11 protein-coding genes are annotated in these 12,642 nt (G+C 71.1%); 10 read left to right on the top strand and 1 reads right to left on the bottom strand.

The genetic code is table 11. From position 1 onward, the window contains the following. Positions 1 to 47 precede the first annotated feature (47 nt). The gene (locus IE317_RS26680; RefSeq protein WP_191314092.1) at positions 48 to 956 is read left to right on the top strand and encodes an AurF N-oxygenase family protein; all 909 of its coding nucleotides are present in this window, start codon (positions 48 to 50) and stop codon (positions 954 to 956) included. Further along, a complete protein-coding gene (locus tag IE317_RS26675; protein WP_191314091.1) occupies positions 953 to 1,846 on the top strand; it encodes an alpha/beta fold hydrolase in 894 nt (297 codons plus the stop codon). Before IE317_RS26680 ends, IE317_RS26675 begins: the two co-directional genes overlap by 4 nt. Before the next feature lie 125 nt (positions 1,847 to 1,971). On the opposite strand, the gene IE317_RS26670 is transcribed toward IE317_RS26675, so the two are convergent. Then, the gene (locus IE317_RS26670) at positions 1,972 to 2,598 is read right to left on the bottom strand and encodes a TetR/AcrR family transcriptional regulator (RefSeq protein WP_003095505.1); all 627 of its coding nucleotides are present in this window, start codon (positions 2,596 to 2,598) and stop codon (positions 1,972 to 1,974) included. Between the two features lie 113 nt (positions 2,599 to 2,711). Here IE317_RS26670 and IE317_RS26665 point away from each other — a divergent pair, with 113 nt between their 5' ends. From IE317_RS26665 to IE317_RS26630, 8 genes are all read left to right on the top strand, one after another. After that, complete coding sequence (locus IE317_RS26665) at positions 2,712 to 3,689, top strand: alpha/beta fold hydrolase (RefSeq protein ID WP_191314090.1); 978 nt, start codon at positions 2,712 to 2,714, stop codon at positions 3,687 to 3,689. 81 nt (positions 3,690 to 3,770) lie between these two features. Continuing rightward, positions 3,771 to 4,937 (top strand): DUF3152 domain-containing protein, encoded by a 1,167-nt coding sequence (locus IE317_RS26660; protein WP_191314089.1) that lies wholly within the window; start codon positions 3,771 to 3,773, stop codon positions 4,935 to 4,937. A gap of 93 nt (positions 4,938 to 5,030) precedes the next feature. After that, the gene (gene moeZ, locus IE317_RS26655; protein WP_191314088.1) at positions 5,031 to 6,206 is read left to right on the top strand and encodes an adenylyltransferase/sulfurtransferase MoeZ; all 1,176 of its coding nucleotides are present in this window, start codon (positions 5,031 to 5,033) and stop codon (positions 6,204 to 6,206) included. Positions 6,207 to 6,293: 87 nt separating this feature from the next. Then, on the top strand, positions 6,294 to 7,091 hold the full coding sequence (locus IE317_RS26650) for a TIGR02569 family protein (protein WP_191314087.1): 798 nt from the start codon (positions 6,294 to 6,296) through the stop codon (positions 7,089 to 7,091). A 51-nt stretch (positions 7,092 to 7,142) separates the two neighbouring features. Continuing rightward, a complete protein-coding gene (locus tag IE317_RS26645; RefSeq protein ID WP_191314086.1) occupies positions 7,143 to 7,568 on the top strand; it encodes a hypothetical protein in 426 nt (141 codons plus the stop codon). A 196-nt stretch (positions 7,569 to 7,764) separates the two neighbouring features. Further along, complete coding sequence (locus IE317_RS26640; RefSeq protein WP_191314085.1) at positions 7,765 to 9,813, top strand: molybdopterin oxidoreductase family protein; 2,049 nt, start codon at positions 7,765 to 7,767, stop codon at positions 9,811 to 9,813. Further along, complete coding sequence (locus IE317_RS26635; RefSeq protein ID WP_191314084.1) at positions 9,810 to 11,237, top strand: FAD-dependent oxidoreductase; 1,428 nt, start codon at positions 9,810 to 9,812, stop codon at positions 11,235 to 11,237. Before IE317_RS26640 ends, IE317_RS26635 begins: the two co-directional genes overlap by 4 nt. Positions 11,238 to 11,283: 46 nt before the next feature. Further along, positions 11,284 to 12,642 (top strand): nitrate/nitrite transporter, encoded by a 1,359-nt coding sequence (locus tag IE317_RS26630; RefSeq protein WP_191314083.1) that lies wholly within the window; start codon positions 11,284 to 11,286, stop codon positions 12,640 to 12,642.

Raw genomic sequence — 12,642 nt, 5'->3', positions numbered from 1 at the left:
CAGGTAACTGTTACCTCAAGTTACACATCTCGGAAGGGGTGTCGGCAATGACGCGGACGCTGAAGGAACCGGATCGCGAGAAGACCGCGGACCGCCTGCTGAAGTCGTCGGCGAACAAGTTCTACGACCCCGACGTCGACATCGACTGGACCGCGCCGCTGGTCGAGGGCAAGCGGTTCATCCTCGAAGAGCGGTCTTCGCTCTACGGCACCGAACTCTGGGACAAGCTGACCCCCGAGCAGCGCATCGAGCTGGGCAAGCACGAGGTCGCGAGCGTCGCGACCACCGGGCTGTGGTTCGAAATCCTCCTCATGCAGATGCTGCTCAAGGAGGTCTACGAGCAGGACCCGACGTCCGCGCACGCCCAGTTCGCGCTCACCGAAATCGCCGACGAATGCCGGCACTCGACGATGTTCGCGCGGATGGCGTCACGGATCGGCTGCCCGGCGTACGGCCCGGTGCCGTGGCTGCGGCGCCTGGCCAAGCTGATGCCGACGATCTCCTACGGCCCGGCGCGCTACGGCGCGATCCTGGTCGCCGAGGAGGTCCTGGACCGGCTGCAGCGCGAGCAGATGAACGACGAAGGCGTCCAGCCGCTGGTCCGGATGGTCAACCGGATCCACGTTCTGGAAGAGGCCCGGCACGTCACCTTCGCCCGCGAAGAGGTCACGCGCGGCATGGCGAAGCTGTCGAAGGCCGAAATCGCCTACCAGCAGTTCATCATCGCGCTGATCTCCTACTTCGTGACGCGGGCGTTCATCAACCCGGACGTCTACAAGGCGGTCGGCATCCGCCCGCGCGACGGCGTCGAGGCGGCGCTGAACAACCCGCACTGGCAGGGGACGATCGCCTGGGCCGGGGAAAAGATCATGCCGTTCCTGCAGGAGTCCGGCCTGGTCGGACTGCCCGGGAAGTACTTCTGGCGCAAGTCGTTCCTGCTCCCGGCGGCCCGATGACGACCGTCCTGTCGCCCGAGCGGTTCGTCACGAGTGACGGCGCTGCGCTGCACGTTTCGCAGTCGGGGCCCGCGGACTCCGCCGTCACGCTGGTGCTCGTCCACGGCTGGACGCAGGACCACCGGACGTGGGACTTCGTGCTGCCGCACCTCGATCCCGGTCTGCGCGTGCTGCGCTACGACCTGCGCGGACACGGCGGCTCGGCGCCCGCCCGGCCCGGGGGCGCCACGATCGCCCGGCTCGCCGACGACCTGGCCGAGCTGATCGCCGACCGCGTCCCGGACGGGCCGCTGGTGCTGGCCGGGCACTCGATGGGCGGCATGACGCTGATGGTGCTGGCCGAGCGGCACCCGGCCCTGGTCCGGGAGCGGCTGGCGGGCGCGGCGTTCGTCGCGACGTCGTCGGGGGACATGGACCAGCTGACGCTCGGGTTCCCGGGCCTGGTCGGCCGGAGCGTGACGCGCTTCGAGCCACGGGTGGCCCGGCTGCTGGCCCGGTTGCGGTCGGACACGCTGCGGCTGCGGCCGGGGCTGGTGCGTTCGGGTGCCCGGCGGCTGGTGTTCGGTGTCCGGCCGGGGCGGGCGCAGGTCGACAGCGTCGTCGAGCAGCTGCTGCGCGCGCACCCGGCGAGCGCGGGGATGTTCCTGGACGCGATCGCGGCCCACCGCGGGGTCGGCGGGCTGGGCGCGTTGTGCGACGTGCCGTCGGTGGTGCTGGCGGGGGAGAAGGACCGGCTGTGCCCGCTGCCGCACGCGAAGGTGATCGCGGACGAGCTGCCGCACGCCGAGTTCGTCCGGTTCCCCGGCGCTGGGCACATGCTCCCGCAGGAACGGCCCTTCGAGGTCGCTCGCCGGATTTCCGCCCTGGTTCGGGTCGCCGCCGCGCGTTGAGCTGTGTACTAACTGGTGAGTTCGGGCAGGAACTCCCCAGTTAGTACACAGGGACCATGAACTATCCGGTTAGTCCAGCTGGACTAACCGGATAGTTCACAACCGGCTGGGCTGAGGCCGGCCGGTCAGGAGTCCTTGAGCGGGAAGCCGCCGCCGATGCCGCGCCAGGCGAGGTTGGCCGTCAGGGCCACCGCCTCCTCGCGGCTCATCGACTGGTGGTGGGCCAGCCAGAACCGCGCGCTGACCTGGCTCATCCCGACCAGCCCGACCGCCAGCAGCCGCGCCTTGTCCTCGTCGAGGCCCGCGTCCGCCGTGATCGTCTCGGTGATCGCGTCCACGCTCGCCGACGTCGCCCGGTCGACCGCTTCCTGGACCGCCGGCTCGCCACGCAGGTCGGACTCGAACACCATCCGGAACGCGCCCGCGTCGTTGCTGACGAAGTCGAAGAACGCGCCGACCGTCGCCGGGACGCGCTGCTTGTTCTCCGTCGTCGAGTCCAGCGCGTTCTGGACGCGCTTGACCAGCTCGTCGACGTGGCTTTCCAGCAGCGCGATGTACAGGTCCAGCTTGCCGGGGAAGTGCTGGTACAGCACCGGCTTCGAGACGCCCGCGACCTCGGCGATCTCGTCCATCGCGGCGGCGTGGTAGCCGTTCTCGGCGAAGACCCGCTGCGCCGCGGCGAGGAGCTGGGCCCGGCGCTCGGTCCGGGGCAGCCGCACCCCACGTTGCTGCAGCCGCGTCATCTCCGTCATGCTCGTCCTCCCGTCATCGCTTCTTCGACGGGCGGGGTCGCCACCGCGTGAAGTCGCCCTGAAGATTACTCGCCGGTACGTGTGCCGCGCCAAGGGTCGGGCATTCTGGACTCGTGGACACCCCCGTGCAGGCCCGGTCGCCGCTGACCCACGTGCCGCTCTCGACCAGGGCCCTGCCGTCGCTCGACCCGCTCCCGGCGCCCTGGCCGGCGGCCTTCGAAGAGGTCGGCACCGCCCGCCTGCACGTCCGCCGCACGCCGGGTCCGGACGGCGTGCCCGCGGTCTACGTCCACGGCCTCGGCGGCTCGTCGACGAACTGGACCGACCTGGCCGCGCTGCTCGCGCCGGTCGCCGGCGGCACGGCGATCGACCTGCCCGGGTTCGGCAACTCCGAGCCCGAAGAAGGCTTCGACTTCACGCTCCAGGCGCACGCGGACGTCGTGGTCAGGCACATCGAGACCGTCGGCGGGCCGGTGCACCTGTTCGGCAACTCCATGGGCGGCGCGATCGCCCTGCTCGTCGCGGCGCAGAAGCCGGAGCTGGTCAAGACGCTGACCCTGATCTCGCCCGCGGTACCGGACCTGCGCCTCGACCCGCGGCGGCTGTCGGACCCGCGGATGGCGTTCGCCTACCTGCCGCTGGTCGGCGCGCGCGTGCGGGCCCAGCTGGCCGCGCTCGGGCCGCGGGAACGCGCCGCGCAGGTCATCAAGCTGTGCTTCGCCGACCCGTCGCGGTTCCCCGAGAGCCGTCTGGACGAGCTGACCGAGGAACACGGCGCCCGCGCCGGGTTCGCCTGGGCCGCGCCCGCGATGGCACGCAGCACGTTCGCCATCTTCCGGGCCTGGTCGACGCTGGGAAAGGCGTCGCTGTGGTCGGTCGCGCCGCTCGTCAAGGCGCCGACGCTGGTCGTCTGGGGTCGCGAGGACCGCGTCATCTCGGTGAAACGCGCCGTGCGGACCGCCCGGGCGATCCCGCGGGCCCGCCTGCTCGTGCTCCCGCGCACCGGGCACGTGGCCCAGATGGAGCGTCCGGTCGTCGTCGCGAAGGCCGTGCTGGGCATGTGGGAGCACGTCGAAGCGGGCACCTGGTAGCCCGATCGGGCGACGCCGAGTTCACTCGATGATCCGCCAGTCGGCGAGAGCGATGCCGCGCCGCTGTGGCACCCTGGTGCGGTGGACCGGGTGAAGCAGGACGCGCGAGGCGAAGATCGCCGGCCGCCCCACCGCGCGTCAGCCCGCCGGACCCCGGACGCCGACGACCACCCCCGCACCGGGCAGTACCGCCCGTCGAAAGCGGCGGCCCAGCGCCTCGAGGAGGACCGCTACCGCCCCGGCGGGCGGCGGACCAGTGCCGAGCCGCTGAGCGCCTCCTGGAAGCCGCACGTCGAGGTCAAGGCCGAGAAGCAGGCCGAAGAACCGCCGAAGTCGGGCATCGCGAAGCTGACGAAGACCTACGGCTGGCGCGTCTACGCCCTGCCGATCCTGGTCGTGCTGACCGTGCTCGTCGTGGTCAACACGGCCAACAGCCCGGCCCAGCCGATCGCCGAGCAGGGCGCGGGCGCCACCGGGTCCGGCGTCGAGTCCGCGGGCGGCGACAGCTCCGGCGGCGCGATCGACGGCAACGGCGAGCAGGCCATCCCGGAGAACCCGGCCACCCCGGTCGACCTCAAGGTGCCGACCGCGGACCTGCCCGAGGGCATCCCGTTCACCCAGGCCGGCGCCGGCAAGTGGCACGTCGTCCCGGGCAGCGGCCCGAAGATCGGCAACGGGAAGCTGTACACCTACACCGTCGAGGTCGAGGACGGCATCGACCCGTCGAGCTACGCCGGGGACGACGCCTTCGCCGCGGCCGTGCAGGGCACGCTGTCGAACCCGACGCAGGGCTGGACCTGGGACGGCAAGATCGCGTTCCAGCGGGTGGACGGCAGCTTCCCGAACCCGTCCTTCAAGGTGAGCCTCACCACGCCGGAGACCACCCACCGGCCGGACGCCTGCGGCTTCCAGATCAAGTTCGAGGCCTCCTGCTACCGCAAGAGCCTCGGCCGCGTGCTGATCAACCTGGCCCGCTGGGTGCGCGGCGCCAAGGCGTTCAACGCGGATATGACCGGCTACCGGCAGTACGCCATCAACCACGAGGTCGGGCACGCCCTGGGCAACCAGCACGTCGGCTGCGGCGGCGAAGGCCAGCCTGCGCCGGTGATGATGCAGCAGTCCTTCGGGGTCTCCGACGACTACGTCTCGATGCTCAACGACATCCCCGGCGGCGACAAGGGCAAGGTGGCCAAGGACGGCCGCACCTGCGTGCCCAACGCGTGGCCGAACCCCAAGCCCGCCGCCTGAGTTCTCCCATCATGTGGACGCGGGAAGACGTATTTGCCTGCGCGCGTTGTGCATAGTGGGATGGACGCGATACGCGCGCGAGATGGAGGACCCATGTCAGCACTGCCGCCGCTCGTCGAGCCGGCTGCCGAGCTCACCAAGGAAGAGGTGGCCCGCTACAGCCGTCACCTGATCATCCCGGACGTCGGGATGGACGGGCAGAAGCGGCTGAAGAACGCCAAGGTCCTGGTGATCGGGGCCGGCGGCCTCGGCAGTCCCGCGCTGCTGTACCTGGCCGCCGCCGGGGTCGGCACGCTCGGCATCGTCGACTTCGACGTCGTGGACGAGTCGAACCTGCAGCGCCAGGTCATCCACGGCCAGTCCGACGTCGGCAAGCTCAAGGCCGCGTCCGCGCAGGAGTCGATCGCCGAGATCAACCCGCTGGTGAAGGTGCACCTGCACACCGACCGGCTGGACTCGTCGAACGCGCTGGAGATCTTCGGGCAGTACGACCTGATCGTCGACGGCACCGACAACTTCGCCACGCGCTACCTGGTCAACGACGCCGCCGTGCTGCTGGGCAAGCCGTACGTCTGGGGCTCGATCTTCCGGTTCGAGGGCCAGGTCAGCGTGTTCTGGGAAGACGCGCCGAACGGCAAGGGCCTCAACTACCGCGACCTCTACCCGGAGCCGCCGCCCCCGGGCATGGTTCCCTCCTGCGCCGAGGGTGGCGTGCTGGGCGTGCTCTGCGCGTCCATCGGCTCGATCATGGTCACCGAGGCGATCAAGCTCATCACCGGCATCGGCGAGACGCTGCTCGGCCGCCTGATCAGCTACGACGCGCTGGAGATGAAGTACCGCGAGGTCAAGATCCGCAAGGACCCGGACACGCCGAAGATCACCGAGCTGATCGACTACGAGGCGTTCTGCGGGGTCGTTTCGGACGAGGCCGCTTCGGCTGCTTCGGGGAGCACCATCACCCCGGCCGAGCTCAAGGCCAAGTTCGACAGCGGCGAGAACTTCGCGCTGATCGACGTCCGCGAGCCGCACGAGTACGAGATTGTCAACATCAAGGGCGCGACGCTGATCCCGAAGGACCGGATCCTTTCGGGCGAGGCGCTCGCGGAGCTGCCGCAGGACAAGCCGATCGTCCTGCACTGCAAGTCGGGTGCCCGGTCCGCCGAGGCCCTCGCCGCCCTGCACGCGGCCGGCTTCAAGGACGCGACGCACCTCGGCGGCGGCGTGCTCGCCTGGGCCAAGCAGATCGACCCGAGCCTGCCGACCTACTGACAGTGTGTGTTTTGCCCGGCCGGGAAACCGTGTGTGAGCAGCGCGTCTTCTCATTCGTGGCCCACCCGGCCGGGTAACGTCACGGCCGTGCGGTCAACCCTCGAACGTCCCCCGGCGCACGTCTGCGCGGCCTTCGGCGGCCCCGCCGACGCCGCCGAACGCCTGCCGGATTCGACGGCGTGGCGCTGCGGCGACCTCGTGTTCAAGCCGGTCACCGACAAAGTCCGGACGCTGTGGACCGCGCACGCGCTCGACTACGTCCGCGAGCCGGGCCTGCGGGTCGGCAAGCCGGTCCGGTCGACGGACGGCCGCTGGATCGTCGGCGGCTGGACGGCGTCGCGGTTCCTGTCCGGCACGCACGAGCACCGCGGCGACGCCTCGGTGCTGGCGGCGGTGAAACTGCACCGCGCGACGATCGGCCTGCCCCGGCCGGACTTCCTCGACAGCCGTACCGACGTCGATGCGGTCGCCGACCGCGTGGCGTGGGAGGAACTCGAGGTCCCCCTGGAGGAGACGAAGGGCGGCCGCTGGTTCGAGGTCCTGGCGCCCGCTCGCCGCCCGATCGGGCTGCCGTCGCAGGTGGCCCACGGCGAGTTGCTGGCCGGGTTGCTGTTCGACGGCGATTCCAGTCCGGGCCTGGTCGACTTCGTGCCGTACTACCGGCCCGGTGAGTACGGCGCGGCGATCGTCGCGGTGGACGCGCTGGCGTGGGGTGGGGCGGGGCGTGACCTACTCGAACGCTGGGCCCACCTGCCGGAGTGGCCGCAGTTGCTGCTGCGCGCGGTGCTGTTCCGGCTGGCGGCCAACGCGCTGAACCCGAAATCGACGCAGGCAGCGCTGGACGGCCTGCGCGCCGCGGCCCGCGAGGTGTCCGGGGTCTTGTGACCCACGCGGCCGTCCGGGATGATGGCCGGGTGATCACCTACCGAAAGGGCCATGCCGCGTAGGCGCCCCGGAACGCTGCGCCGCCTCCGCCGACTCGACGTCGCGGGACCGCCGCCGGCCAAGATCCCTTACCTCTCCCGCCGCGAGCAGCGGCAGCTCGCCTTCGCCGAAGTGGACGCCGGTCTGGTGCCGGGTGCCGTCGCCGGTGCGCTCCGACGCTGGCAGAACCGGACTCGGCCACCCATACGGCTCTCGCTGCCTGACTGCCCGTGCCCCGCTTGCGATCCGCTGCAGGACCGGCTCGAGCTCGCGGAGATGCTGAGCGCGCTGCCGCGCCGCGAGCGGGCGCTGATCGGTGCGGAACTGGCCAAGGCCGACGGCCGGTACCGGGCGCAGACGCTGCCCGATCCGTTCGGCACCTCGCCCTGGTGGTTCGCGTGCCGGCTCATCGACCAGAACGGCTGGGGTCGCTTGTGACCGAGGTCGCAAGATCCGGCGTCACCTCCGGTAAAGCCGCGCTGACCTCCGGACTCCCGGCAGGTGGACGGCGATCTCACCGGCCGGGCGCCGGAAACACCGCCGCAATGTCAACTGCCTGAAACATTCGGTCGAATCCGGTTAACACGGCCTCCTTAGCGTCAGGGCACGCCCGAAAACGCCGAGGAGGTGCCCGATGCCGCAGGTCGACACCCACTGCCCGTACTGCGCCCTGCAGTGCGGGATGAGCCTCGACGGCGCCCGCGTCACGCCGCGGGACTTCCCGGTCAACGCCGGCGGCCTGTGCCAGAAGGGCTGGACCTCCGGCTCCCTGCTCACCGGCCCGAAGCGGCTGACCACGCCGATGCTGCGCGTGAACGGCGCGCTCGAGCCGGTCAGCTGGGACTTCGCGCTCGACTTCGTCGCCCGGAAGCTCCAAGCGATCCGGGCCGAACACGGCCCGGACGGCGTCGCGATCTTCGGCGGCGGTGGCCTGACCAACGAAAAGGCCTACCTGCTCGGTAAGTTCGCCCGGGTCGCGCTCGGCACCTCGCAGATCGACTACAACGGCCGGTGGTGCATGTCCTCGGCTGCCGCCGCGGGGATCAAGGCCTTCGGGGCCGACCGCGGGATGCCGTTCCCCGTCACCGACCTCAAGAGCGCCGACGTCGTGCTGCTCGCCGGGGCGAACCCGGCCGAGACCATGCCGCCGTTCACCCAGCACCTGCGCGGCACCGACCTGATCGTCGTCGACCCGCGGCGCACCCCGACCGCCGAGCTGGCCGGCCTGCACCTGGCGCCCGCGCCCGGCACGGATCTCGCGCTGGCCCTGGGCATCCTGCACGCCGTCGTCGAAGGCGGGCACCTCGATCAGTCCTATGTGGACGACCGGACCAGCGGGTTCGGTGAAATGTGGCGGATCGCCGCGAGCTGGTGGCCGGAACGCGCCGAGCGCGTCACCGGCGTCTCGGCCGCCGACATGCGCCTCGCGGCCGAAAAACTCGCAGGAGCCCGCAACGCCTACGTCCTCACCGCGCGCGGCACCGAGCAGCACGCGACCGGGACCGCGACCGTCGGCGCCTGGATCAACCTCGCGCTCAGCCTCGGCCTGCCCGGCCGGAAAGGCTCCGGGTACGGCTGCCTGACCGGTCAGGGCAACGGCCAGGGCGGCCGCGAGCACGGCCAGAAGGCCGACCAGCTCCCGGGCTACCGCAAGCTCGACGACCCGGCCGCGCGCGAGTACGTCGCCGGCGTCTGGGGTGTCGACGCCGCCGGCCTGCCCGGCCCCGGCCGCTCGGCCACCGAACTGCTCGAAGCGCTCGGCCAGGAGAACGGCCCGAAGGCGCTGATGGTGTTCGGCAGCAACGTGGTCGTCTCGGCCCCGCGCTCGCAGCGCGTGCAGGACCGGCTGGCGTCGCTGGACTTCCTGGTGGTCGCCGACTTCGTGCTGTCGGAGACCGCGGCGCTCGCCGACGTCGTCCTGCCGGTCACGCAGTGGGCCGAAGAGGACGGCACGCTCACCAACCTCGAGGGCCGGATCCTGCTGCGCCGCAAGGCGTTGACGCCACCACCGGGCGTTCGCTCCGACCTCGACGTCCTGACCGGCCTCGCACACCGGTTGGGCCAGCCCGAGAACCGGTTCCCCGCCGATGCCGAGACGGTGTTCGAGGAGCTGCGGATCGCGTCGAAGGGCGGCATCGCCGACTACTCCGGCGTCAGCTACGACCGGCTGCGCGCGGGCGAGGCTCTCCACTGGCCGGTCCCGGCGGAGGACCACCCCGGGACGCCGCGGATGTTCCTCGACGCCTTCGCGCACCCGGACGGCCGCGCGCGGTTCGTTCCGGTCGAGCACACCGGCCCGGCCGAGCTGCCCGACGACGAGTTCCCGTTGCAGGCCACCACCGGCCGCGTGCTGCAGCACTACCAGTCGGGTGCCCAGACGCGGCTGATCGACGAACTCAACGAGGTCGTGCCGGAGGCGTTCGTCGAGGTCCACCCGGACACCGCCAAGCGGGCCGGACTCGAAGAGGGCGACCGGGCGCTGGTCCGCTCCCGGCGCGGCGAAACCGTCGCGCGGGTCCGGTTCACCCAGAGCCTCAAGCCCGATCTCGTCTTCCTGCCGTTCCACTTTCCCGGTGAGCAACGCGCCAACTTGTTCACCAATCCGGCGCTCGACCCGGTTTCCCGGATGCCGGAGTTCAAGGTGTGTGCCGTGTCGTTGTCTACTGTGGATGGTGCCGCGTGAGCCCTCGTGAAGTCGTCATCGTCGGGTACGGCATGGCCGGCGCCCGGCTCGCCGACGAAATCCGCCGCCGGGACCCGATCGCCGAACGGGTCCGGCTGACCGTCCTCGGCGCCGAACAGCACGCGGCCTACAACCGGGTGCTGCTGTCCGCGGTCGTCGCGGGCGGGATGAGCGCCGAAAGCGTCCGCCTGCATGACGATGAGTGGGCCCAGCGCCACAACATCGACCTGCGGCTCGGCGTCGACGTCGAACGCATCGACCGCGAGAAGCGCTGTGTCGAGCTGGCCGACGGCTCCTCCGTCGACTACGACGCCCTGGTCCTCGCCACCGGCGCGAACCCGTGGATCCCGCCGGTGGAAGGGCTCGAAGCCGGGCCCGGCGTGGTCGCCTTCCGCAGCCTCGACGACTGCGCCAAGATCCTCGACGCCGCCCGCTTCGGCGCGCCGGTCGCGGTGCTCGGCGGTGGCCTGCTCGGCCTCGAAGCCGCCCGCGGCCTGGCCGGGCGCGGCAACCAGGTGACCGTCGTGCACCCGTTGGGCCACGTCATGGAACGCCAGCTCGACCCGGCCGCCGGCCACGTGCTGGCCCGGCAGCTGACCGACATGGGCGTGACGTTCAAGTTCGGCGCCACCGCCGCCCGCTACCTGCCCGGCGACGGCCTGAAGCTGGACGACGGCAGCCTCGTCCCGGCCGACCTGGTCGTCGTCGCTGCCGGGGTCCGCGCCGAGACGCGCCTGGCTGCCGAAGCCGGCCTCGACGTCGACATGGGCGTCCTCGTCGACGACGTGCTGCGCACCAGTGACGGCCGCATCCACGCCCTCGGCGACTGCGCCCGCCACCCCGGCGCCCCGGCCGGGCTGATCCAGCCCGCCTGGGAGCAGGCCGAAGTCCTCGCCGACGTCCTGACCGGGACGAACGCGGCGGCCCGCTACCGCGGCACCACGGCCGTCACCCGGCTCAAGGCCCGCGGCATCGACCTCGCCGCGCTCGGCGAGACCCAGCTCGAAGCATCCGACAACGGTGCCGAGGTGCTCACCTTCAACGACCCCACCGGTGGCCGGTACGGCAAGCTCGTCGTCCGCGAAAACCGCGTCACCGGGGCGATCCTGCTCGGCCTGCCCGACGCGGCCGCGACCATCACCCAGTTCCACGACCGCGGGACGCCGCTGCCGGAAGACCGGCTGGCCGTCCTGCTCGGCCGCGCGCTGCCCAGCGGCAGCACCCCGGCGGCCAGCCCCGCCGACCTGCCCGCCGCGGCGGTGATCTGCCGCTGCAACAACGTCACCAAGGGCCGGCTGATCGAAGCCTGGAAGGCCGGGGCCACCGACACTCCCGCACTGGCGCGGGCCACGCGAGCGACGACGGGATGCGGCGGGTGCACGGACACCGTCGGCGGCATCGCGAACTGGCTCGCCGCGCAGTGACCCATCACCACTGACCACCTCGAACCGCCGCACGAAGGAGCACGCCGTGGCCCACCAAGGAAAGCACTGGATCGAGCACTGGGAACCCGAGAACGAAGAATTCTGGGAGTCCACGGGCAAGAAGGTCGCCCGCCGCAACCTGTGGTTCTCCGTCTTCGCCGAGCACATCGGCTTCTCGATCTGGACCCTCTGGTCGGTCATCGTTCTGTTCATGGGCAAGGACTACGGCTTCTCCGCCGCCGACAAGTTCCTGCTCGTCTCGACGCCGACGCTGATCGGCGGCCTGATGCGGCTGCCCTACACCTTCGCCGTGGCGAAGTTCGGCGGCCGCAACTGGACGGTCGTGTCGGCCGTGCTGCTGCTGATCCCGACCACGCTGGCCGCGATCGTGCTGCACCCCGGCACGTCACTCGGCACCTTCCTGCTCGTCGCCGCCCTCGGCGGGGTGGGCGGCGGCAACTTCGCGTCGTCGATGACGAACATCAACGCCTTCTACCCCGAGAAGCACAAGGGCTGGGCGCTGGGCCTCAACGCCGGCGGCGGCAACCTCGGCGTCGCGGCGATCCAGCTGGTCGGGCTGCTCGTGATCGGCACGGCGGGAGCGACCGCGCCCCGGCTGGTGCTGTTCATCTACCTGCCGCTGATCGTGGTCGCCGCGCTGTGCGCGTACTTCTTCATGGACAACCTCGCCACCATGAAGGGCGACACGAAGGCGATGCGCGAGGTCGTCAAGGATCCGCACACGTGGGTGATGTCGTTCCTCTACGTCGGCACGTTCGGCTCGTTCATCGGCTACAGCTTCGCCTTCGGCCTGGTGCTGCAGAACCAGTTCGGCCGCACGCCGCTGCAGGCGGCCGCGGTGACCTTCCTCGGCCCGCTGCTCGGCTCGCTGTCCCGGCCCACCGGCGGCTGGCTGGCCGACCGCATCGGCGGCGGCAAGGTCACCTTCGCCACCTTCACCGGGATGGCACTGGCCACGGTGGTCCTGATCCTCGCCTCGACGTCGAAGTCCCTGACGTTGTTCACGATCGCCTTCATCGTGCTGTTCGTGCTCACCGGCATCGGCAACGGCTCGACGTACAAGATGATCCCGGCCATCTTCCGCGCCAAGGCGAAGGTCGCCATCGCCAACGGCGCCGAGGAGACGGCCGAGCTGCTCAAGGCGCGGCGCCGATCCGGCGCGCTGATCGGCCTGGCCGGCGCGATCGGTGCCGAAGGCGGCCTCTTCATCAACCTGGCGTTCCGGCAGTCCTTCGCCGACGCGCACAGCGGGGTGCCCGCCTTCATCGGGTTCCTCGTCTTCTACGGGCTCTGCTTCGCCGTCACCTGGGCGGTCTACCTGCGGAAGCCCGCCGAACAGCCCACGAGTGAGCGCGGTCTGGCGCTCGCGGGAGCGGAGGTCTGA

The sequence above is a fragment of the Amycolatopsis bullii genome, assembly GCF_014654205.1.
In the GTDB taxonomy this organism is placed as follows: domain Bacteria; phylum Actinomycetota; class Actinomycetes; order Mycobacteriales; family Pseudonocardiaceae; genus Amycolatopsis; species Amycolatopsis plumensis.
The sequence above is the reverse complement of the archived record's forward strand: the minus strand, read 5'-3'. Positions and strand labels throughout refer to the sequence as shown.